The organism is Klebsiella aerogenes, from assembly GCA_029027985.1.
GTDB lineage: Bacteria > Pseudomonadota > Gammaproteobacteria > Enterobacterales > Enterobacteriaceae > Klebsiella > Klebsiella aerogenes_A.
Window position 1 is genome coordinate 3,193,280 of sequence record CP119076.1, and the last position, 23,760, is coordinate 3,217,039.

A 23,760-nucleotide genomic window follows, 5' to 3' on the forward strand; every position below is an offset into this window, starting at 1 on the left:
CACTCCTCAGCTTAAGCGCCGTTTTTTAATCCTTCGAGATATTCCCAGCGTTCAAAGGCCGTTTCCAGAGCCTGTTCCGCTTCCGCTAACTGCGCCAGCACCTGCTGGGTCTGGTCATGCGGCTGGCCGAAGAAAGAAGGATCGGCGACTTTTTCCTGCAGCGTCTGCAGTTGGGTTTCCAGGTCCTCCAGCTTCTGCGGCAGCTGTTCCAGTTCGCGCTGCAGGTTATAGCTTAGTTTGCTGGCAGCGCGTTTGACACTTTCTGCTTTTGGTTGAGCAACTTCCGCTGATTTTTTTACCATCGTCTGTTTTTGCGCCAGCGACTGCGATTGCTGCCCGCGCGCGTCGTGGTAACCGCCAATATATTGACCGATGCGCCCGCCGCCTTCGAAGATCCAGCACTCAGTGACGGTGTTGTCAACAAACTGGCGGTCGTGGCTCACCAACATAACGGTGCCCTGGTAGCCATCGATCAGCTCTTCCAACAACTCCAACGTTTCGACATCGAGGTCGTTAGTCGGTTCATCGAGGATCAAGAGGTTACTTGGCTTGAGGAACAGACGCGCCAACAGCAGGCGGTTGCGTTCCCCGCCGGAGAGCGCACGTACCGGCGTCATCGCCCGTTTTGGATGGAACAGGAAATCCTGCAGGTAGCCCAGCACGTGGCGCGGCTTACCATTGACCATCACCTCTTGCTTACCTTCCGCGAGGTTATCCATCACCGTTCTGTCCGGATCGAGCTCTGCCCGGTGCTGATCGAAATAAGCAACTTCCAGTTTCGTACCGACGTGGATACGTCCGCTGTCGGCCTGCAGTTGGCCGAGCATCAGCTTCAGCAATGTCGTTTTACCGCAGCCGTTCGGACCAATTAGCGCAATCTTGTCGCCACGCTGAATTTGCGCGGAGAAATCTTTGACCAACACCTTGCCGTCAACCTGATAGTTGACATCTTCCATCTCAAAGACGATTTTGCCGGAGCGCGAGGCCTCTTCGACCTGCATCTTCGCGCTGCCCATCACTTCGCGTCGCTCGCCGCGCTCGCGACGCATTGCTTTCAGGGCACGGACGCGGCCTTCGTTACGGGTACGACGCGCTTTGATCCCCTGGCGGATCCACACCTCTTCCTGCGCCAGCTTGCGATCGAATTCCGCATTCTGCAGCTCTTCAACACGCAGCGCTTCTTCTTTATCCAGCAGATACTGATCGTAATTGCCCGGATAAGTCACCAGCTTGCCACGATCGAGGTCAACAATGCGCGTCGCCATGTTACGGATAAACGAACGGTCGTGCGAAATGAAAATGATGGTGCCTTTAAAGGTTTTCAGGAACCCTTCCAGCCAGTCGATAGTTTCAATATCAAGGTGGTTAGTTGGTTCATCCAACAGCAGCACCCGCGGCCCGCTGACCAGCGCGCGGCCCAGCGCCGCTTTACGCAGCCAGCCGCCGGACAGCGACGCCAGCTGCGCATCCGCATTGAGACCAAGCTGCTCAATCACTTCGTTGATACGGCTATCCAGCTGCCACAGCCCCAGGTTATCGAGCTGTTCCTGCAGACGCGCCAGTTCATTTAAATTTTTATCGCTCGGATCGGTCATCACCTGATGCGAGACGTCGTGGTAGGACTTCAGGTAAGCCGCCTGTTCAGCAATCCCTTCCGCGATAAAATCGTATACCGTACCGGCGACGTTGCGCGGCGGATCCTGTTGCAAACGCGCGACGATCAGATCCTGTTCATAAATAATGCGCCCATCGTCCAGACCCTGCTCACGGTTGAGGATCTTCATTAGGGTCGACTTACCGGCGCCGTTGCGCCCAACCAGACAGACGCGTTCGTTATCTTCGATATGCAGCTCGGCATTATCCAGCAGCGGCGCATCGCTGAACGAAAGCCAGGCGCCGTGCATACTAATCAGTGACATTCTTTATTCCTTTCAGGCTGCGGTAATCAGCCAGCAGTTGTGAATCTGACGGTTGCGGGCAAAGTCCTGCGACAGCGTTTTTTGCGAAATCTCTTGCGCCTTCAGGCCAAGCGCCGCCAGCCCGTCATGATCCATACGGAAACCGCGTTTGTTATTCGAGAACATAATCGTGCCGCCTTTACGCAGCAGACGTTTTAAATCGGTCATCAGACGCAGGTGATCGCGCTGCACGTCAAACGCATCTTCCATGCGTTTGGAGTTGGAGAAGGTCGGCGGATCGATAAAGATCAGATCGAACTGCTCGGTGCTTTCGCGCAGCCAGCCCAGCACGTCCGCCTGCATCAGGCGATGCGCACGGCCAGTTAAGCCATTCAGACGCAGGTTGCGTTCCGCCCATTCCAGATAGGTACGCGACATATCCACGGTAGTCGTGGAACGTGCGCCGCCAAGGCCCGCGTGGACGCTGGCGCTGCCGGTATAGGAGAACAGGTTGAGGAAGTCCTTGCCCTTGCTCATCTGACCGAGCATGCGGCGGGCGATGCGGTGGTCAAGGAACAACCCGGTATCCAGATAGTCGGTGAGGTTCACCCACAGACGGGCGTTGTACTCCTGCACCTCGATAAAGTCGCCCTTCTCCGCCATCTTCTGGTATTGATTTTTACCCTTTTGACGTTCACGGGTTTTCAGCACCAGCTTATTCGGCGCTATACCCAGCACCGCGATGGTGGCGGCGATGATGTCGAACAGACGCTGACGCGCTTTGTGCGCATCGACGGTTTTCGGCGGCGCATACTCCTGCACCACTACCCAGTCGCCGTAGCGGTCGATAGCGACGTTATATTCCGGCAGATCGGCATCGTACAGGCGATAACATTCAATGCCTTCCTGGCGAGCCCATTTTTCGAATTTCTTCAGATTTTTGCGCAGACGGTTAGCGAAATCTTCCGCCAGCATCGCCGGTTTACCGCCTTCGCTTTCTGCCAGATGGTAGTTTTTCTGCACGCAGTCCAGCGGGCCGTTTTTCGCTTTAAACTGTTTATCGGCGCGCAGCTGCAGGCAGCTCAGCAGTTCCGGCGAGGCGCTGAAGACTGACAGGTTCCAGCCGCCGAATTGATTTTTCATAATCCGCCCCAGCAGGCTATGCAGGGCAATCAACGCCGGTTCGCTTTCCAGACGCTCGCCATACGGCGGGTTGCTGATAACCGTGCCGTACGGGCCTTTTGGCAGCGGATTATTAAGCTGCGCGACGTCTTTCACTTCAAAATTGATGAGTTCGCCAATTCCGGCGCGACGGGCGTTGCGGCGCGCGCGTTCGATAACGCGTTCGTCAACATCGGAGCCGTAGAAGCGGGACTCATAGGCCGCCAGCCCCTGACGCGCGCGCGTTTGCGCATCGGCTTTCACTTCTTTCCAGATGGCATCATCGTGCTGAGCCCAGCCGCCGAAGCCCCAATGGCCGCGGTGCAGACCCGGCGCGCGATCGGTGGCCAGCATCGCCGCTTCAATCAACAGCGTACCGGAACCGCACATCGGATCGAGCAGCGGCGTACCCGCCACCCAGCCGGAGCGCATGACGATCGCCGCCGCGAGGTTTTCTTTGATCGGCGCCATACCGGTACCGTCGCGATAGCCGCGCAGGTGCAGGCCTTCACCGCTCAAATCCAGCGAAATATGCGCGGTCTCTTTGTTCAACCAGACGTTGATACGCAGATCGGGGTTTTCACGATCGACATTCGGACGCGGCAGGTTTTTACGTGTAAAACTATCGACGATGGCGTCTTTGACTTTTAATGCACCATACTGACTGTTGCGGATCTCTTCGTTGAGGCCGCTAAAATGCACCGCAAAGGTCGCGTCAGTGGTAAAGATCTCCGTCCACGGAATCGACTGAACCCCAAGGTAGAGATCCAGATCGCTGTACACGCTACATTCGCCCAACGGCAGCATGATGCGCGAGGCCAGCCGGCTCCACATCAGGCTTTGATACAGCAGACGCGTATCTCCCTGAAAATGAACCCCGCCCTGGACGACCTGGCACTCCGTTGCGCCAAGTCCTTCCAGTTCAGTTTTTAACAGCTCTTCAAGACCACGAGCCGTGCTGGCAAACAGAGATTTCATATCGTCACTTTTACTTAAAGAAAATTGGTGCGCATTATAGCCAATATGTGCCCTATGTCATAAAGTTAAAGGCTTATTTTTGAACCCAGGGGCAGCGTATGGTAACGCTATCGCGACTTTTTATTCATCCCGTCAAATCCATGCGCGGAATTGGCGTCACCCACGCCTTTGCCGATATGAGCGGTATGGCTCTCGACCGCATCTTTATGCTGACGGAAACCGACGGCACTTTTATTACCGCCCGCCAGTTTCCACAGATGGTGAAATTCTTCCCTTCGCCGCTGCACGACGGCCTGCACCTGACTGCGCCTGACGGCAGCAGCGCGCTGGTGCGCTTTGACGATTTCGCACCTCAAAGCGAGCCGACCGAAGTATGGGGCAACCACTTCACCGCTCTAATTGCGCCGGCTGCGATTAACCAGTGGCTTAGCGGGTTTTTCCAGCGCGACGTTCAGCTACGCTGGCTCGGGCCGCAACTGACCCGGCGAGTGAAGAACCATGACGCGGTGCCCCTCTCCTTCGCCGACGGCTTTCCTTATTTGTTAGTCAATGACGCGTCGCTTCGCGATCTGCAGCAACGTTGTCCCGCCAGCGTAAGCATAGAACAGTTTCGCCCCAATCTGGTGGTGGCTGGCGCGGCGGCGTGGGATGAAGATAGCTGGAAAGTTATTCGTATTGGCGAGGTGGTATTTGACGTGGCGAAGCCTTGCAGCCGCTGTATTTTCACCACCGTCAGTCCGGAACGCGGGCAAAAGCATCCCACCGGCGAACCGCTGGAAACTTTAAAGCGTTTTCGTACCGCGCTGGACAACGGCGCCGTCGATTTCGGTCAAAACCTGATTGCCCGTAACAGCGGCGTCATTCGTGTCGGCGATGACGTCGAGGTGCTGGCGCGCGGCCCGGCGAAAGCGTATGGCTCCGGCGCGAGCGACGATCCCATTGCCCCCGATGCACAGCAGAAGGCGACGGTTGAGATAGAATGGCAGGGACAACGATTTACCGGCAATAACCAACAAGTGTTGCTGGAACAACTGGAACAGCAGGGAATTCGCATCCCTTATTCCTGCCGCGCCGGCATCTGCGGCAGCTGCCGTATCCGTCTTGAAGACGGAGAAGTGAGCCCATTGAAGAAAAATGCGGTCGCCGCGGATGGCACCATTTTATGCTGCAGCTGCGTACCAAAAACCGCGCTGCGCCTGGCGCCTTAAACCGCCTGACCCAGGCTGTAGCTGGCCGCGCCTGGCGCCGGTTGCAGCCTGTCGTTCATAATTTTAATTACATCGCCCAACTGCATCACTCGCCCGGCGAGGGTCAACCCCGGCTGCGCCAGCAGGCAAAGGGCGGCGTTTTCACCCGGCTCCACCACCAGTAAATTCACCTGCTCGCCGGTATCGCTGATCCAGACGCTGGCGGCGTCGCCGCTGGTCGGCTGCCAGTTCTGCTGGTGAGCCGTGAAATGCCAGCTTTTCGGCATTTGTGGTTTAAGAAAACGAATCGCAATTAAGGCATTCAACACTAATTCGGCACGCTGCTCTTTGTTTAATTCAATATCGCGGCATTTTTCTTCAAAAGAAAAATAAAGCGCAGCGTCATCAACGCAGAATCCCGACGGCGCGAAAGCGTCAGGTGTTAACATGCGCCGGGCGAAGCGTGAGCGAAATAACATGCCATTGGCCAGATCGAGCATCATGCGGTCATGCTCTTCGTCGTAATACCAACGCCAGTTATCGTCAGGTTTAATCCGCATTTCTACCCCCGTTCTCTTCCACTTCCTTCTGCAAAGCAATCGCATCCTGCCACAGAATAATTTCTAAAATTAAGAAAAGACTAAAATGTCTAAATAAGCAACAATGAAGGAATATAAAACAACCAGGGCTGGAAATAAAGCCCTGGAGGGAGATCAAAAGCGGAAAAGATTAGATGTGTGTAACAATTTCTTTAATCAGCGGTGGGCCTTTAAAAATAAACCCGGAATAAATCTGCACTAGCGTTGCGCCAGCTGCCAGCTTTTCACGAGCGGCAATCACCGAGTCAATACCGCCAACTCCGATAATTGGCAAACGACCATTTAATTCCGCCGCCAGCATACGAATAATCTCGGTGCTTTTTAATTGTAATGGACGACCGCTTAAACCACCGGTTTCATCACAATGTTTCATCCCCTGGACCAGAGAACGATCGAGCGTGGTGTTGGTTGCAATGACGCCATCAATATTATGACGAAGCAAACTATCGGCAACCTGGATCAATTCCTCAACGGAAAGATCCGGCGCGATCTTCACCGCCACAGGAACATATTTTTGATGCTTTTGCTGAAGCTCAAGTTGCTTATTTTTAATACTGGAGAGTAAATCATCCAGCGCTTCGCCATATTGCAAAGTACGTAACCCTGGCGTATTCGGTGAGGAGATATTAATGGCAATATATCCGGCGTATGGATAGATTTTTTCCATACAAATCAGATAATCATCTTTGCCGTGCTCGACAGGAGTATCTTTGTTTTTACCGATATTAATCCCCAGCACGCCGTCAAAATGCGCTTTTTTCACATTCTCGACCAGGTTATCAACGCCATGGTTATTAAAGCCCATACGGTTGATCAACCCTTCGGCATCGACCAGGCGGAAGATCCTCGGCTTATCGTTACCCGGCTGCGGACGCGGGGTCACGGTGCCGATTTCAATTGAGCCGAAGCCCATCGCACCAAACGCGTCAATGCACTCGCCGTTTTTATCAAGCCCGGCCGCCAGCCCCAGCGGATTCTTGAAAGTGAGCCCCATGCAGGTCACCGGCTTCGACGGTACTTTTTGACGGACCAGCATTTCCAGTGGCGTGCCAGTAACACGGCGTAATTGTTGGAAGGTTACTTCATGAGCGCGCTCAGGATCGAGCTGAAAAAGAGCTTTACGAACGAAGGGGTAGTACATGAACTCTCCTGGATTCCCGGTGTGCAAACCGGGGGCGTATTATGTTCGATTCGCGCCCGAAAGGGAATTGACCTGCGACAAAAAATCGCACATCCAACGCAAACGATTACTTTCATCCCGCCTGTTATGCGCTTTTCGGCAAATTAACGCCAGATAAATCATTTAGGGAAATAAACGCGCTCTGTCACACTGCCTGAAAATGTTATCAATTATAGATAAATGCAAACATTTGGTTATAAGGAGAGAGTATGCGTGTCATTACACTCGCGGGCAGCCCCCGCTACCCTTCTCGCTCCAGCGCGCTGCTGGAGTACGCCAGGGAGAAACTCGCCGCCGCTGATATCGAGGTTTACCACTGGCATTTACAGAATTTTGAGCCTGAAGACCTGCTCTACGCCCGCTTCGATAATCCGGCTTTACATACCTTAAATGAACAGCTTACCGGCGCCGATGGCGTAATTATCGCTACCCCGGTCTATAAAGCCTCTTTTTCCGGCGCGCTGAAAACACTGCTCGACCTGCTGCCGGAACGCGCGCTGGAGGGCAAAATCGTCCTGCCGCTGGCCACCGGCGGAACCATCGCCCATATGCTGGCGGTTGATTACGCGCTGAAGCCGGTACTTAATGCCTTAAAGGCGCAGGAGATCCTCCACGGCGTTTTCGCTGATGATAGCCAGGTCACCGACTACCAGCACAAACCGCAGTTCACGCCGAATCTGCAAAACCGCCTCGATCAAGCGCTGGAAACCTTCTGGCAGGCGCTGAATCGCCGCAACAGCCGAATCCCCGGCCTAAAGACGCTACGGGGGGTTGAGCATGCTTAATCCTCTACGCGCTTTGGCGCTCGGCGGCCTGCTTGCGCTTTCCTCTGTTGCTCACGCAGCCGTTCAGGCGCCGGATGCCTTACGTATCGGCTATCAAAAAGGCAGCGTCAGCATGGTGCTGGCCAAAAGTCATCAACTGCTGGAGAAACGCTACCCGAACACCAAAATCTCATGGGTCGAGTTCCCCGCCGGGCCGCAAATGCTCGAAGCGCTAAACGTCGGCAGTATCGATATCGGCAGCACCGGCGACATTCCGCCGATTTTCGCTCAGGCCGCCGGCGCGGACCTCGTCTATATCGGCGCCGAACCGGCGAAGCCGAAAGCGGAAGTGATTCTGGTTGCCGATAACAGCCCCATCAAAAACGTTGCCGAACTAAAAGGCCGCAAAGTGGCGTTTCAGAAAGGATCCAGCTCGCACAACCTATTGCTGCGTGCCTTACAGCAGGCGGGTCTTAAGTTCAGCGATATCCAGCCGGTTTATCTGGCCCCGGCCGATGCTCGCGCCACATTCCAGCAGGGTAACGTCGATGCCTGGGCTATCTGGGATCCTTACTACTCTGCCGCGCTGCTGCAAGGCGGCGTTAGGGTGCTGAAGGATGGTACCGACCTGAAGCAGACCGGTTCATTCTATCTCGCCGCCCGCCCGTATGCAGAAAAGAACGGCGCCTTCATCGAGGGCATACTGGAGACCTTTAGCCAGGCCGATGCCCTTACCCTTAGCCAACGTCAAGAGAGTATCTCCCTGCTGGCCAAAACCATGGGCTTGCCGGAAGCGGTGATCGCCAGTTATCTCGACCATCGCCCACCGACCGCGATTACCCCGGTGAGCGCTGAAACAGCCGCCCGCCAGCAACAAACCGCCGACCTGTTCTATGAGAACAAGCTGGTACCCACAAGAATCACCATTCAAAACCGCATCTGGCAACCCATCCCCGCACAAGGAGCAAAATCATGAGTCTGAATATGTTCTGGTTTTTACCCACCCACGGTGACGGCCGCTATCTGGGTACCGAAGAAGGCGCGCGTCCGGTTGACCATAGCTACCTGCAACAAATCGCCCAGGCGGCCGACCGGCTCGGTTTTACCGGTGTGCTCATTCCAACCGGGCGTTCCTGCGAAGATGCCTGGCTGGTGGCCGCGTCCATGATCCCGGTTACCCAGCGGCTGAAGTTTCTCGTCGCGCTGCGCCCAAGCGTGGTATCCCCCACCGTTGCCGCACGCCAGGCGGCCACCCTCGACCGACTGTCGAATGGCCGGGCGCTGTTTAACCTGGTGACCGGCAGCGACCCGGCGGAACTCGCTGGCGACGGCGTGTTCCTCGATCACAGCGAACGCTACGAAGCCTCTGCCGAATTTACCCATATCTGGCGCAAGCTGATGGAAGGCGAAACCGTCACCTATCACGGCAAACACCAGCACGTGCGCGGGGCAAAACTGTTGTTTCCGCCGCAGCAGCAGCCGCGGCCGCCGCTCTACTTCGGTGGATCGTCAGATGTGGCTCAGGATCTGGCTGCCGAGCAGGTCGATCTCTACCTGACCTGGGGCGAGCCGCCAGAACAGGTGGCGGAGAAGATTGCTCAGGTACGCGAAAAAGCCGCCCGTCATGGCCGCAGCGTGCGTTTCGGCATTCGTCTGCATGTGATCGTCCGCGAGACCAATGAAGAGGCCTGGCAGGCGGCGGAGAGTTTGATCTCCCATCTTGATGACGACACCATCGCCCGCGCCCAGGCGGCCTTCGCACAAACCGATTCGGTCGGGCAGCACCGCATGGCGGCATTACATAACGGGCGTCGCGACAAGCTGGAGATAAGCCCGAATCTGTGGGCCGGCGTCGGCCTGGCTCGCGGCGGCGCGGGTACCGCGCTAGTCGGCGATGCTGCCACCGTTGCCGAACGGATCAATGAATACGCCGCGCTCGGCATCGATAGTTTTATCCTCTCCGGTTATCCGCATCTTGAGGAAGCCTGGCGAGTGGGCGAACTGCTGTTCCCGCTGCTCGATGTCAATGTGCCGTCCATCCCGCAACCGCAAAATCTGCGTTTGCAGGGTGAAGCGGTAGCCAACGAATTTATCCCGCGCAAAGCGGCGCAAAGTTAAGGAGCGTATCATGACGACGCCTTCGCATCAGCTTCTGCTGCGTCTTGCCCCGTGGTTTTTACCGGTGGGTACCGTTCTGGTCTGGCAGCTGGCGTCATCCGCGGGCTGGCTCTCGACCCGCATTCTCCCCTCTCCGGAGGGGGTACTGAAAGCCTTCTGGACGCTCTCCGCCAGCGGCGAGCTGTGGCAGCACCTGGCGATTAGTTCCTGGCGCGCGCTACTTGGCTTCGCCATTGGCGGCTCCATCGGCCTGACGCTGGGGTTGATTAGCGGATTGTCGCGCTGGGGCGAACGCCTGCTTGATACTTCCATCCAGATGCTGCGCAATGTGCCGCATCTGGCCCTGATCCCGCTGGTGATTTTGTGGTTCGGCATTGATGAGAGCGCCAAAATATTCCTCGTGGCGCTGGGAACAATGTTCCCTATCTACATCAATACCTGGCACGGCATCCGCAATATCGATCGCGGGTTAGTGGAAATGGCGCGCAGCTACGGTTTATCCGGACTCGCCCTTTTCCGCCACGTGATCCTGCCCGGCGCCCTCCCCTCGATCATGGTCGGCATTCGCTTCGCTCTCGGCCTGATGTGGCTGACGCTTATCGTTGCCGAAACCATTTCCGCAAACGCCGGGATCGGTTATCTGGCGATGAACGCCCGTGAATTTCTGCAAACCGACGTGGTCGTGGTCGCCATTATTCTTTACGCCATTCTCGGTAAACTCGCCGATTTCAGCGCGCAGCTGCTGGAGCGCGTCTGGTTACGCTGGAACCCGGCTTATCGTCTTCAGGAGGCCAACGCATGAATACTGCCCGTCTCAACCCAGGTATCCCGCTGCTGCTTAACGCGGTAAACAAGCGCTATGGCGACAATGTCATTCTTAATGCGCTGAATTTACATATCCCCACCGGACAATTTGTGGCAGTGGTCGGGCGCAGCGGCGGCGGTAAAAGTACCCTGCTGCGCCTGCTGGCCGGGCTGGAAAAACCTAACGGCGGTGAACTGCTGGCTGGCGCGACGCCGCTGGCGGAGATTCAGGACGACACACGTATGATGTTCCAGGATGCGCGTTTGCTGCCATGGAAGACGGTGATTGATAATGTCGGTCTTGGGCTGAAGGGGCAATGGCGCGATGCCGCCCGCCAGGCGTTGGCCAGCGTCGGGCTGGCAGAGAGGGCCGATGAGTGGCCCGCGGCGCTCTCCGGCGGGCAAAAACAGCGCGTCGCGCTGGCCCGCGCGCTGATCCACCGCCCACGTTTGTTACTGCTGGATGAACCACTGGGTGCGCTTGATGCCCTCACCCGCCTGGAGATGCAGGAATTGATCGTTTCATTATGGCAGGAACATGGCTTTACCGTATTACTGGTGACGCATGACGTGAGCGAAGCAGTGGCGATGGCCGACCGGGTGCTGTTAATTGAAGAGAAGAAAATTGGCCTCGATTTGAGCGTAGATATTCCGCGCCCACGGCGGTTCGGCTCAGCCAGGCTGGCGGAACTGGAAGCTGAAGTGCTCGATCGGGTCATGAAACGTGGCCACAGCGAACGCTCGCCGCGTTTATTTAGCCACGGCTGACCAAAGGGGCAGCAATTTCCCGGCCCGCGCTGCGTTCGGCCGGGCTACAGATTCTGCCGTTTGCACGGACCGTAGATCGCCCGACAAAATAACGACACAACAGGATATCCCGGATAAGGCGCAAAGCGCCGCTATCCGGGGGTTACATCGTCGTTACGCCAGCGCCTTGCTGATTTTCTCGAACAGATCGCCGGAGAGATTCTCCAGACCTTTCAGCTGTTCCAGCGCCGCGCGCATCATCCCCTGACGCTTCTGATCGTAGCGTTTCAGACGAATCAGCGGTTCAATCAGACGCGACGCCACCTGCGGGTTGCGGCTGTTGAGTTCAGTCAGCATTTCCACCAGGAACTGGTAGCCGCTACCGTCTTCGGCATGGAACGCCGCCGGGTTGCTGCCGGCGAAAGCGCCGATCAGCGAACGTACGCGGTTCGGGTTGCTCATACTGAACGAACGATGGTTCAGCAAACCGCGTACCGTTTCAACCACGTTAGCCGCCGGGCTGGTGGACTGCAGGATAAACCATTTATCCATCACCAGACCGTCCTGATGCCACTTATCATCGTACTCCTGCATCAGCACATCACGGCACGGCAACTCTGCCGCCACCGAGGCCGCCAGCGCCGCTAACGCATCGGTCATATTATCGGCGTGATGGTACTGCGCGCTCACCAGTTTGTCCGCCAATTCAACGTCGCCGAATGCCAGATAGCGCAGGCAGGTATTGCGCAGAGCGCGTTTACCGATATCGGCATGCTCCACGCGATAGCTATCGAGCTTGTTCGCGTTGTAAACCACCAGCAACTCATCGGCCAGTTCCCTCGCCAGCGTGCGGGTCAGCGCTTCACGCACCGCGGCAATCGCGATCGGGTCGATGGTCGCAAACAGCTCGGCGATTTCGTTGGCGGACGGCAGCGTTAAAATCTCTGCCGCCAGCGCCGGGTCGATGTTCTCGTCGAGCAGGATGGCGCGGAACGCGTCGGCCACGTGGATCGGTAGCGACAGCGGCTGTCCCTGCTGATGACGGTTGACGTTGAGCTTGATGTAGGTCGCCAACAGGCTCTGCGCGGCATCCCAACGCGAGAAGTCATTACGCGCATGACGCATCAGGAAGGTGAGCTGCTGGTCGCTCCATTTATATTCGAGCTTCACGGGTGCGGAGAATTCGCACAGCAGCGCCGGAACCGGCTGGAAGTAGACATTATCAAAGACGAAGGTCTGCTCTGCCTGGGTGACATTCAGCACGTGGTGTACCGGATGGTCGCCTTTTTGCAGCGGGATCACTTTCCCCTCGTTATCGTACAGTTCAATACTGAACGGAATGTGCAGCGGCTGCTTGTCGGCTTGTTCCGCAGTCGGCGGCGTACGCTGGCTGATGGTCAGCGTGTACTGCTCGGTTTCCGGATTGTAGTCGTCATGCACGCTGACCACCGGGGTACCGGACTGGCTGTACCAGCGGCGGAAATGCGACAAATCGACGTTGGAAGCGTCTTCCATCGCCTGCACAAAGTCGTCGCAGGTGGCGGCGCTACCGTCGTGGCGTTCAAAGTACAGCTGCATCCCTTTCTGGAAGTTTGCTTCACCCAGTAATGTGTGCAGCATACGGATCACTTCTGCGCCCTTTTCATAGACGGTCAGGGTGTAGAAGTTGTTCATTTCGATAACCATATCCGGACGGATCGGGTGCGCCATCGGACTGGCGTCTTCGGCAAACTGCATCCCGCGCATGGTGCGCACATTATTAATGCGATTAACCGCGCGCGAGCCGAGATCGGAGCTGAACTCTTGATCGCGGAATACGGTCAGCCCTTCTTTCAGGCTGAGCTGGAACCAATCGCGACAGGTGACGCGGTTGCCGGTCCAGTTGTGGAAATACTCATGGCCAATCACGCGCTCGATATCGAGGTAGTCTTTATCGGTCGCGGTATCGGTACGGGCCAGCACATATTTGGAGTTAAAGACGTTAAGTCCTTTGTTCTCCATCGCGCCCATATTGAAGAAATCGACGGCGACAATCATGTAGATGTCGAGGTCATATTCGAGGCCGAAACGGGTTTCATCCCACTTCATGGAATTTTTCAGCGAGGTCATCGCCCACGGCGCGCGGTCCAGATTGCCGCGGTCAACGTACAGCTCAAGCGCGACTTCACGCCCGGAACGGGTGGTGAAGGTATCACGCAATACGTCGAAGTCGCCAGCCACCAGCGCGAACAGGTAGCACGGTTTCGGGAACGGGTCCTGCCACTGGATCCAGTGGCGGCCGTTGTCCAGCTCGCCCTGCGCCACGCGGTTGCCGTTGGAGAGCAGGAACGGATATTTTGTTTTATCGGCGATGATTTTGGTGGTGAAGCGCGCCAGTACATCCGGGCGGTCCAGGTACCAGGTAATATGGCGGAAGCCTTCCGCTTCGCACTGGGTACACAGCGCTTCGCCTGACTGATACAGGCCTTCCAGCGCAGTGTTCGCCGCCGGGCTAATTTCATTGACGATAGTCAGGGTGAAGCTTTCCGGCAAGCCGTTAATCACCAGCTGATTGTTTTCTTCTTTATAGTCGGTCCACGGCTGGCCGTTCACCTGTAGCGAAATTAGAGTCAGGTCTTCGCCATCCAGACGCAATGGCACATCAGACGCAGCCGCGTGACGGGAAACCTTACTCTCGGCCGTGACAACGGTTTTCGCGGCATCCAGGTCAAAGGTCAAATCAATATCGCTAATCAGATAGTCCGGCGCACGGTAGTCGTGGCGGTATTTGGCTTGGGGCTGTTGTGTCATAAAAAACCTTTAGCGTGTCTGTAAAGTATCGGCTCCAGTCTATTCCTGTTGTGAAGATCGCGCTATGCAGAATCTTCATCTTTTCAACGTTCAACACGAAAATCGCTACATAGTGATAACATATGAGGCACGAAATGCGCTCGACCAGGCGTAAAGCTTGTGGTGTGATCCATGTTCAATATATTAAACTAGGCCTCGCAAATGACCGTCAGCGTTGCCGTCGGACCATCGCAGCAGGACAGCATCGGGTAATAAAGGTATACTCCGCCTCCTTTTTTCTGCTTTGGTTTGAATGGAACGCCCCAGTGAGAGGATGCTACTGCGCACCATGACACAATTCACTTCTCCTGTACTGCACTCGCTGCTTGATACGGATGCCTATAAGCTGCACATGCAGCAGGCTGTCTTCCACCGCTACTACGATGTGGACGTCGCGGCGGAATTCCGCTGCCGTGGAGATGACCTGCTCGGCATCTATGCCGACGCGATTCGCGAGCAGGTCGAGACCATGCGCGACCTGAAGTTGCAGGACGATGAGTATCACTGGTTATCCACCCTGCCGTTCTTCTCGCAGGACTATCTCGACTGGCTGCGCGACTTCCGCTATGACCCAAGCCAGGTCACCGTCAGCAACGATAACGGCAAGCTGAATATTCGCCTCGCCGGGCCGTGGCGTGAAGTGATCATGTGGGAAGTGCCGCTACTGGCGGTCATAAGCGAACTGGTGCATCACTACCGCTCGCCGGAAATCGGCGTTGATCTGGCGCTTAAGACGCTTGAACACAAGCTGGTCGACTTCGCCAACATGACCGCCGACATCGATATGTCAGCGTTTCACCTGATGGATTTCGGCACCCGTCGCCGCTTCTCCCGCGACGTGCAGCGGGCTATCGTGCAACGCCTGCAGCAGGAAGCATGGTTTGTCGGCACCAGCAACTACGATCTCGCCCGCCGCCTGAATTTAACGCCGATGGGTACCCAGGCGCACGAATGGTTCCAGGCCCACCAGCAGATCAGCCCGAGCCTGGCCAGTAGTCAACGCGCAGCGCTTGCCGCCTGGTTGAGCGAATATCCGGATCAGTTGGGTATTGCGCTGACTGACTGCATCACCATGGATGCCTTCCTGCGTGACTTTGGTCCGGAATTCGCCACCCGCTACCAGGGCCTACGCCATGATTCCGGGGATCCGCTGGAATGGGGCGAAAAAGCGATCGCGCATTACCAGAAACTGGGTATCGACCCAATGAGTAAAGTGCTGGTGTTCTCCGATAACCTCGACCTTGCCAAAGCGGTCGATCTGTATCGCCACTTTTCCTCGCGGGTGAATCTCAGCTTCGGTATCGGTACCCGTTTAACCTGCGACATCCCTCAGGTAAAACCGCTGAATATCGTCATAAAACTAGTGGAATGTAACGGCAAGCCGGTGGCGAAACTGTCCGATAGCCCGGGTAAAACCATCTGCCATGATAAGGCATTCGTCCGCGCCCTTCGCGAGGCGTTCGACCTGCCGCCGATTAAAAAGGCGAGTTAATCTCATCAAGGAGCCCTTCAGGCTCCTTTTTCTTTATTATTATTGCCGAATTATCCCCTTCCGATGCGAATTCTGCTTGTCTGATAGAAGATGACAGGTAACATAGATATCCCCCCGCTGAAGGGGGAAACAGAATTTTTTATTGGACTACAAAGAGAGACTATTATGAGCGTTGTGCCTGTAGCCGACGTACTCCAGGGCCGCGTTGCCGTTGACAGCGAAGTCACCGTGCGCGGATGGGTGCGTACCCGCCGAGATTCTAAAGCTGGCTTTTCTTTCCTCGCCGTCTATGACGGTTCCTGCTTTGATCCTGTACAGGCCGTTATTAATAATTCTCTGCCCAATTACAATGAGGAAGTGCTGCGCCTGACGACCGGCTGTTCGGTTATCGTCACCGGTAAAATCGTCGCCTCTCAGGGTCAGGGTCAAAGCTTTGAAATCCAGGCCTCCAGCGTGGAAGTCACCGGCTGGGTCGAAGATCCGGATACCTATCCGATGGCGGCGAAACGCCACAGTATCGAGTATTTGCGTGAAGTGGCGCACCTGCGTCCGCGCACCAACCTGATCGGCGCGGTGGCTCGCGTACGCCATACTCTGGCGCAAGCGCTGCACCGTTTCTTCGACGAGCAGGGTTTCTTCTGGGTATCTACCCCGTTGATTACCGCCTCCGATACCGAAGGTGCTGGCGAGATGTTCCGCGTATCGACGCTGGATCTGGAAAACCTGCCACGTAACGACCAGGGTAAAGTCGATTTCGATAAAGACTTCTTTGGTAAAGAGTCGTTCCTGACCGTTTCCGGCCAGTTGAACGGCGAGACTTATGCCTGCGCCTTATCCAAAATCTATACCTTTGGCCCAACCTTCCGCGCTGAAAACTCTAACACCAGCCGCCACCTGGCGGAGTTCTGGATGCTGGAGCCGGAAGTCGCCTTCGCGAACCTGAACGATGTCGCCGGTCTGGCGGAAGCGATGCTGAAGTACGTCTTCAAGGCGGTGCTGGAAGAGCGCGCGGATGACATGAAATTCTTCGCCGAACGCGTTGATAAAGACGCCATCGACCGTCTGCAGCGTTTCGTCTCCGCTGATTTTGCGCAGGTTGATTACACCGACGCCGTTACTATTCTGGAAAACTGCGGTAAGACGTTTGAAAACCCAGTGTTCTGGGGCGTGGATCTCTCCTCCGAGCACGAGCGTTATCTGGCCGAAGAGCACTTCAAAGCGCCGGTGGTGGTAAAAAACTATCCGAAAGATATTAAGGCGTTCTACATGCGCCTTAACGAAGACGGCAAAACCGTCGCGGCAATGGATGTTCTGGCGCCGGGAATCGGTGAAATCATCGGCGGTTCCCAGCGTGAAGAGCGTCTCGACGTACTGGACGCGCGTATGGCGGAAATGGGTCTGAATAAAGAAGACTACTGGTGGTATCGCGATCTGCGTCGCTACGGCACCGTACCGCACTCAGGCTTTGGCCTGGGCTTCGAGCGTCTGATCGCCTATGTGACCGGCGTACAGAACGTTCGTGACGTGATCCCATTCCCGCGTACACCGCGTAACGCCACGTTCTAATCGAATTTTCTACAGAAACTCGCAAGGTCGGCGCAAGCCGGCCTTTTTTTATGTCAATTTCCGTGAACAAATTTCAGCAAATTTAAACATCAACCCTCACAATTTGTAATTATGTTACTCACTATTTCCTCACCCTTCGTAGGTTGGTATCGCACCTTATGTTAAGACATCGGCAAATACACTGATTGATTTGCTTATTTTTTATCCATTTGGCGCACGATATGCAAAAAAACCATCTGAGCGAAAAACAGCCCGATACCAGTCAAAAAATAATCAAATCTGGTTTTAGCAAAAATATTCATAACTAATTCATATAGATATATATAAGAGAGTGACCTTCTTCGCAAAGTGGAACGGAATTTTGATTGAGTTCACAAAGTTCAAAGAAATACATATTTAGTTACATGTTTTTTCTTTTGGTTACCATTTTACGATATTGGTAGCATTTTCCGGCTAGCGAAACGGCACCGCCGATGGAAAGATGCCTCCAGACACCAAACTATCCTCAATAGTTCTGTAAATTTTCATTGACGGAATTTATTGGCGGGCGGTGGCAAGTGTCATATAAAAAATATTAAATGAGGGTAATAAATAATGATGAAGCGCAATATTCTGGCAGTGGTGATCCCTGCCCTGCTGGTAGCCGGTGCGGCCAACGCTGCGGAAATCTATAACAAAAACGGCAACAAACTGGATTTCTACGGAAAAATGGTTGGTGAGCATGTCTGGACCACCAACGGTGACACCAGCAGCGATGACACCACCTACGCTCGTATCGGCCTGAAAGGCGAAACTCAGATCAACGACCAACTGATCGGTTACGGTCAGTGGGAATACAACATGGATGCATCCAACGTTGAGGGTTCTCAGCCGACTAAAACCCGTCTGGCCTTCGCTGGTCTGAAAGCGGGCGAATACGGTTCATTCGACTACGGTCGTAACTACGGCGCCATCTACGACGTTGAATCCGCAACCGATATGCTGGTTGAGTGGGGCGGCGACGGCTGGAACTACACCGATAACTACATGACCGGCCGTGCCAACGGCGTAGCCACTTACCGTAACTCAGACTTCTTCGGTCTGGTTGACGGCCTGAGCTTCGCGCTGCAGTACCAGGGTAAAAACGATCACGACCGTTCCATTAGCAAACAGAACGGCGACGGCTTCAGCACCTCAGCAACCTACGCGTTTGACAACGGTATCGCGCTGTCCGCAGGTTATGCTAACTCCAACCGTAGCGCCGACCAGAAACGAGACGGCAGCGGCAACAAAGCGGAAGCATGGGCGACCTCCGCGAAATACGATGCGAACAACATCTATGCTGCTGTGATGTACTCGCAGACCTACAACATGACTCCGGAAGAAGGCGATCGCTTCGCGGGTAAAACCCAGAACTTCGAAGCTGTTGCTCAGTACCAGTTCGACTTCGGCCTGCGTCCGTCCGTCGGCTACGTACAGACCAAAGGTAAAGACCTGCAGGGTCGTGGCGGCTTCGGCGGCGGCGATGCTGACCTGGTTAAATATGTAGAACTGGGTACCTGGTACTACTTCAACAAGAACATGAACGTGTACGCGGCGTACAAATTCAACCTGCTGGACGACAACAGCTACACTCGTCAGGCCAACGTGGCGACCGACGACCAGGCCGCGGTTGGTATCGTTTACCAGTTCTAATCTGCAGTACACCCCTTCGTGATATGCCTAAAAAGCAGGACTTCGGTCCTGCTTTTCTACGTTAATAAGACGAAGATCGTAACTTGCAAAAACCTTCTCGCTTTTTGTCGCAAACGGTTGGCAATTTGTAAATCTACCGTTACCCTGATAGCGGATTTCCCTCAGTAATCACAATGGAACCTCGTCATGTTTGAGAACATTACAGCCGCCCCTGCCGACCCTATTCTGGGCCTGGCCGATCTGTTTCGTGCCGATGACCGCCCTGGCAAAATCAACCTCGGAATTGGTGTTTATAAAGATGAAACCGGCAAAACGCCTGTTCTGACCAGCGTAAAAAAAGCCGAGCAATATCTGCTGGAAAATGAAACCACCAAAAATTACCTGGGTATTGATGGTATTCCGGAATTTGGTCGCTGCACCCAGGAGCTGCTGTTCGGCAGAGGAAACTCAATCATTAGCGATAAACGTGCCCGCACCGCCCAGACCCCAGGCGGCACTGGCGCCCTGCGCGTGGCGGCCGATTTCCTCGCCAAAAATACCGACGTTAAACGCGTATGGGTCAGTAATCCAAGCTGGCCGAACCATAAAAGCGTCTTCGGCGCCGCCGGCCTGGAAGTACGTGAATATGCCTACTACGACGCCGCCAACCATCAGCTTGATTTCGACGGTCTGCTGGCCAGCCTGGATGAGGCGCAGGCGGGCGACGTGGTTCTGTTCCACGGCTGCTGCCACAACCCAACCGGTATCGATCCGACGCTGGAACAGTGGCAACAGCTGGCGCAGCTGTCGGTCGAAAAAGGCTGGCTGCCGCTGTTTGACTTCGCCTACCAGGGCTTTGCCCGCGGTCTGGAAGAAGATGCTGAAGGCCTGCGCGCTTTTGCCGCACTGCATCAAGAACTGCTGGTCGCCAGCTCTTACTCGAAGAACTTCGGCCTGTACAACGAGCGCGTTGGCGCTTGTACGCTGGTTGCCGCCGATCAGGAAACTGTCGATCGCGCCTTCAGCCAGATGAAAGCGTCGATTCGCGCCAACTATTCTAACCCGCCAGCGCATGGCGCTTCCGTGGTGGCGACGATTCTCAGCAACGATGCGCTGCGCGCGATCTGGGAACAAGAACTGACCGATATGCGCCAGCGTATCCAGCGCATGCGTTTACTGTTTGTGAATACGCTGCAGGAAAAAGGCGCTAACCGCGACTTCACCTTCATCACTAAACAAAACGGCATGTTCTCGTTCAGTGGCCTGACCAAAGAACAGGTGCTGCGCCTGCGTGAGGAATTCGCCATTTACGCGGTCGCTTCAGGGCGTATCAACGTGGCGGGGATGACTCCGGACAACATGGCGCCGCTGTGCGAAGCTATCGTCGCGGTCCTCTAACTCACGGCCCCAACGCGTAAACAAAAGGCCGCAAACGCGGCCTTTTTTATTTCCTTGAGGTCTGGCATTACCAGACCGGCATTTCGTCCTGCAGGAACGGATTATGCAGACGCTCATACCCCAGCGTCGACAGCGGACCATGACCCGGGATAAACGTGACGTCATCGCCCAACGGCAACAGCTTACGTTTAATCGCATCAATCAATTGGCCGTGGTCGCCACGCGGGAAATCGCTGCGCCCTACTCCGCCCTTGAAAATCACATCGCCGGAAATCAACAGACGAGAGGTCTCGTCGAAGAAAACGACGTGCCCTGGCGTATGGCCAGGGCAATGCAGCACCTGCAGAGAGAGGTTGCCGACAGTCACGACGTCACCTTCATTCAGCCAGCGGTCCGGCTGCAAAGGCTGGCATTCATCCAGCCCGAACATGCGGCTTTGCGCCGGCAATCCTTCCAGCCAGAACTCATCTTCTTTTTCCGGTCCGATAATCGGCACGCCGTAGTGTTGCGCCAGCTCAGCTGCCGCGCCCACGTGATCCAGATGACCGTGAGTCAGCAGGATCTGCATCAGGCTCACGCCTGCCACCGCCACTTCCTCTTTGATGCGCTCGGCGTCGCCGCCGGGATCAACAAGAGCGGCAAGCCGGGTTTGTTCACACCAAATCAAAGAACAGTTCTGGGCGAACGCCGTGACCGGAATAATACGATAGTTCATGATGCTCCTTTCGTTACCAGTGCCGTACCGGACCGGTATCAATATGCACAAAGTTGCTACGTGGGTAGTATCCTACACCACCTGCGCGCATAGATAACGCCGCTTTGCGAATATTGCTTAAGGCAATGCCTTCAATATGGAAATCCATGGCCTGCCCTTTGGTGTGATAGCTGTGTTTCGCTACACCACGGCTTCGTGCGCGAAGCTCATCATTGGTATCCAGAGAGCGATAGCCGGAGATGAGTTGGACAGGCTTGTTGGTGCCAAGTAACCCCTGCAGGCGATAAAGATGATCGAACAGACCTGGGTCGATAGACTTAATTTTATTCGCGCGGAAATCGCGGAAAAAATGATTAAGTCTTGCTAATTCATCCTGAATATAGCCTCTACCATCGAAAAACTCCGCCTTGAGTGATTCACCGGTGTGCAGGTTGTTCAGCGTCAAAATACGCGGTCGGGGGGTTGAGAGGGTGGCAAATGCCGGCGCAGGGAGAATGGCGGCAGCACCGAGGGCAGCGCCACCCAACGCCAGCAATCTGCGGCGATTAGCGTCAAATTTGTCCATGATAATCAGGTCTACAGGTAAATGAATCGTAATATACTTTTCCGCCAAAACGTATTTGGCTGGCAACACGCATTAACGCTCCATTGCTGCTAATAAAATCACAGCAGAAGAGCATTTTCGTGTTGACTGCCACAACACATTTTTCAGGATTATATGTATATGCACTTCTGGCGCACGAGAGGCACCTTACCGGGCATTATTGCCAACGTCAAGGCAGCCTCACCCCAGGAAATACGGGCTCTGTAGACGACCAGAGCCCGATTTCGTTCAGTGCTAGGACAACATATTTCCCAGAACTACTTCATTTACCTGATTAATTGTTCAGCTTTTGGCAGAACTTGTGCGCTGGATCGCGCGGTGAGATCGTAATTGTAAATATCTGTTCGATATTGTGTACGTCCATCAGCGCCAACAAAAGCGGTCAAATAATATAAATTAACCGGTATATTTTGCCGAATATTGACGTAGCGGGTATCCCCCTGCTTCAGCGCATCGGAAATACGCGTATCGTTCCATCCGGCATCCTGCAGCAGCATATTCGCCAGCTCAGACGCCTTATTGACGCGTACACAGCCTGAACTCAATGCGCGAACATCTTTCTGGAACAGATTATGGTTCGGCGTATCGTGCAGATAGATAGCATCTGAGCTTGGCATATTGAATTTATACCGACCCAGCGAGTTGCGCGCGCCCGGCGCTTGTTGAAAGCGGAACGGCAGGTTTTTCTCGGTGATGGTCGACCAGTCGACGCGATACGGGTCAATGGCCTCTTTGCTGTTCCAGCCGCGCATCAGGGTATAACCATGCTGCTCTAAATAGCCAGGATTGCTGCGCACCTTCGGCAGAATATCTTTGCGCGCCAGTGTCGGCGGCACGTTCCACGGCGGGTTCACCACCACGTTATTCAACGCGCTGCTCATCATCGGCGTTTTACGATCCGGGCGGCCAACGATCACCCTCGACGCCAGCACCTGACTGCCATCCTGATAGTAGACCAGCGAGAAGGCCGGAATATTAACCATGATACCGGTGGACAGTTTGTTCGGCAGCAAGCGCAGACGCTGAATATTCAGCGCCAGTACTCCGGCGCGCTGCGCCGAGGAGACATTCAGCCAGTCGCGGGTAGATTGCCCGATAACGCCATCAGCCCCCAATCCTTGCCAGGCCTGGAAGCGTTTAACGCCCTCCACCAGTTGGCGATCGTACACGCCACGAGCGGCAGGCTTCGCTTTCTTCTTCGCTGATGGGCTCACGACGTCGCCAGGTAAAGCGATTTTCGCCGAGTCATCCAACATTCCGGTGCGCTGTAAGATTTCGCGTAACGCGCCGATGTCGTTGCTCCATTCTCCCGGCCGCAGCGAAGCATTGCCGGTCAACTGCGGCCACGGACGGGTATCCGCCACCAGCGCCAGCAGCGCCTGATGCATCGCGTCATATTGCGTATGTTGCGGGGCCAGACTGGCGATAAACTGCGGTAAAGAGCCGTTATCCAGCGCCAGTTGCCACTGGTTGATCACCGACAGCGGCGGCATCGCCATTTTGTAAGGCGTTGAGCCGTACAACCAGCGGTTGCCCTGTGTCGGAATACCGCTAATAAAATGCAGGTACCCCATCATCGCATCGGAAAGCACAACATCACGCGCCATCCCGCTCACGGTAGGGTCAGTCAGCAAACCCACCCAGGTGGTGAACTGCGGTTGGAAACCGGCGATGGCGACCTCGGCCAACTGCTGTTGAAAGGCTTGTACCGCGTCGCGGTTCTCCCACATCGGCTTCATGTCGCGAGCGGCATACAGCGCCACCAGTGGATTGATATAGACGGGATGATAACCCGACGGCAGCAGCGCTGCGATTTCAGCGCGGCTTTTCGCCGCCGCATCCGCCGCCAGCGGTTGTTCACCCGCCATTTGCGCCACCGACGAAGACTGACCCTCACCCTGCGTGAATGCCGATGAGAGTTCTCCCACCGTCGCGGAACTATCTGTAGGTATAACGTCAGGCTCTGCGGCCTGGACATTGAACAGCGGAGCAAATGCAAAAGCCAGGCTCAAGCTGAGCGCCGACCATTGACGACCATACCGTTTCTTTAGCAACATCCCTTGCCCC

17 protein-coding genes and 1 pseudogene are annotated in these 23,760 nt (G+C 55.4%); 10 read left to right on the top strand and 8 right to left on the bottom strand.

What is annotated here, in order from left to right; all coding sequences use genetic code 11:
* Nucleotides 1–11: 11 nt before the first annotated feature.
* On the bottom strand, nt 12–1,919 hold the full coding sequence (locus tag PYR66_15265) for an ABC transporter ATP-binding protein (protein ID WEF26670.1): 1,908 nt from the start codon (nt 1,917–1,919) through the stop codon (nt 12–14).
* Between the two features lie 12 nt (nt 1,920–1,931).
* The gene (gene rlmKL, locus PYR66_15270; protein WEF26671.1) at nt 1,932–4,037 is read right to left on the bottom strand and encodes a bifunctional 23S rRNA (guanine(2069)-N(7))-methyltransferase RlmK/23S rRNA (guanine(2445)-N(2))-methyltransferase RlmL; all 2,106 of its coding nucleotides are present in this window, start codon (nt 4,035–4,037) and stop codon (nt 1,932–1,934) included.
* 98 nt (nt 4,038–4,135) lie between these two features.
* Here rlmKL and PYR66_15275 point away from each other — a divergent pair, with 98 nt between their 5' ends.
* Nucleotides 4,136–5,245 carry a YcbX family protein gene (locus PYR66_15275; protein WEF26672.1) on the top strand — a complete coding sequence of 370 codons (1,110 nt, stop codon included), beginning with the start codon at nt 4,136–4,138 and terminating at the stop codon, nt 5,243–5,245.
* Here the strand turns inward: PYR66_15275 and zapC are convergent.
* Nucleotides 5,242–5,784 carry a cell division protein ZapC gene (gene zapC / locus PYR66_15280; protein WEF26673.1) on the bottom strand — a complete coding sequence of 181 codons (543 nt, stop codon included), beginning with the start codon at nt 5,782–5,784 and terminating at the stop codon, nt 5,242–5,244. The genes PYR66_15275 and zapC overlap by 4 nt on opposite strands.
* 169 nt (nt 5,785–5,953) lie before the next feature.
* Entirely contained in the window at nt 5,954–6,964 is a 1,011-nt protein-coding gene (gene pyrD / locus PYR66_15285) for a quinone-dependent dihydroorotate dehydrogenase (GenBank protein WEF26674.1), read from the bottom strand.
* Between the two features lie 248 nt (nt 6,965–7,212).
* Between pyrD and ssuE the strand changes: the two genes are divergently transcribed.
* The 5 genes and pseudogenes from ssuE to ssuB all read left to right on the top strand — a co-directional run bounded on the left by ssuE (nt 7,213) and on the right by ssuB (nt 11,457).
* Nucleotides 7,213–7,788, top strand: a complete 576-nt coding sequence (gene ssuE, locus PYR66_15290; protein WEF26675.1) for an NADPH-dependent FMN reductase — start codon at nt 7,213–7,215, stop codon at nt 7,786–7,788.
* A pseudogene (locus PYR66_15295) lies at nt 7,781–8,780 on the top strand (sulfonate ABC transporter substrate-binding protein). Before ssuE ends, PYR66_15295 begins: the two are co-directional and overlap by 8 nt.
* Entirely contained in the window at nt 8,740–9,885 is a 1,146-nt protein-coding gene (ssuD, locus tag PYR66_15300) for an FMNH2-dependent alkanesulfonate monooxygenase (GenBank protein ID WEF26676.1), read from the top strand. Before PYR66_15295 ends, ssuD begins: the two are co-directional and overlap by 41 nt.
* Before the next feature lie 10 nt (nt 9,886–9,895).
* Entirely contained in the window at nt 9,896–10,687 is a 792-nt protein-coding gene (gene ssuC / locus PYR66_15305) for an aliphatic sulfonate ABC transporter permease SsuC (protein ID WEF26677.1), read from the top strand.
* Nucleotides 10,684–11,457, top strand: a complete 774-nt coding sequence (gene ssuB, locus PYR66_15310; GenBank protein ID WEF26678.1) for an aliphatic sulfonates ABC transporter ATP-binding protein — start codon at nt 10,684–10,686, stop codon at nt 11,455–11,457. Before ssuC ends, ssuB begins: the two co-directional genes overlap by 4 nt.
* 153 nt (nt 11,458–11,610) lie before the next feature.
* Here ssuB and pepN read toward each other — a convergent pair whose 3' ends face one another.
* Entirely contained in the window at nt 11,611–14,226 is a 2,616-nt protein-coding gene (pepN, locus tag PYR66_15315) for an aminopeptidase N (GenBank protein WEF26679.1), read from the bottom strand.
* A gap of 328 nt (nt 14,227–14,554) precedes the next feature.
* Between pepN and pncB the strand changes: the two genes are divergently transcribed.
* The 4 genes from pncB (at nt 14,555) to PYR66_15335 (ending at nt 20,374) form a co-directional block, all read left to right on the top strand.
* Nucleotides 14,555–15,757 (top strand): nicotinate phosphoribosyltransferase, encoded by a 1,203-nt coding sequence (gene pncB, locus PYR66_15320; GenBank protein WEF26680.1) that lies wholly within the window; start codon nt 14,555–14,557, stop codon nt 15,755–15,757.
* 165 nt (nt 15,758–15,922) lie between these two features.
* Complete coding sequence (asnS, locus tag PYR66_15325; GenBank protein ID WEF26681.1) at nt 15,923–17,323, top strand: asparagine--tRNA ligase; 1,401 nt, start codon at nt 15,923–15,925, stop codon at nt 17,321–17,323.
* A gap of 594 nt (nt 17,324–17,917) precedes the next feature.
* Entirely contained in the window at nt 17,918–18,997 is a 1,080-nt protein-coding gene (locus PYR66_15330) for a porin (protein WEF26682.1), read from the top strand.
* A 186-nt stretch (nt 18,998–19,183) separates the two neighbouring features.
* Nucleotides 19,184–20,374, top strand: a complete 1,191-nt coding sequence (locus tag PYR66_15335; protein WEF26683.1) for an aspartate/tyrosine/aromatic aminotransferase — start codon at nt 19,184–19,186, stop codon at nt 20,372–20,374.
* Nucleotides 20,375–20,441: 67 nt separating this feature from the next.
* On the opposite strand, the gene PYR66_15340 is transcribed toward PYR66_15335, so the two are convergent.
* The 3 genes from PYR66_15340 to ldtD form a co-directional block, all read right to left on the bottom strand.
* The gene (locus tag PYR66_15340; protein ID WEF26684.1) at nt 20,442–21,089 is read right to left on the bottom strand and encodes an MBL fold metallo-hydrolase; all 648 of its coding nucleotides are present in this window, start codon (nt 21,087–21,089) and stop codon (nt 20,442–20,444) included.
* Nucleotides 21,090–21,102: 13 nt separating this feature from the next.
* Nucleotides 21,103–21,654, bottom strand: coding sequence for a YcbK family protein (locus PYR66_15345; GenBank protein ID WEF30471.1), 552 nt, complete (start codon nt 21,652–21,654; stop codon nt 21,103–21,105).
* Nucleotides 21,655–21,959: 305 nt separating this feature from the next.
* On the bottom strand, nt 21,960–23,750 hold the full coding sequence (ldtD, locus tag PYR66_15350) for a L,D-transpeptidase (protein WEF26685.1): 1,791 nt from the start codon (nt 23,748–23,750) through the stop codon (nt 21,960–21,962).
* Between the last annotated feature and the right edge of the window lie 10 nt (nt 23,751–23,760).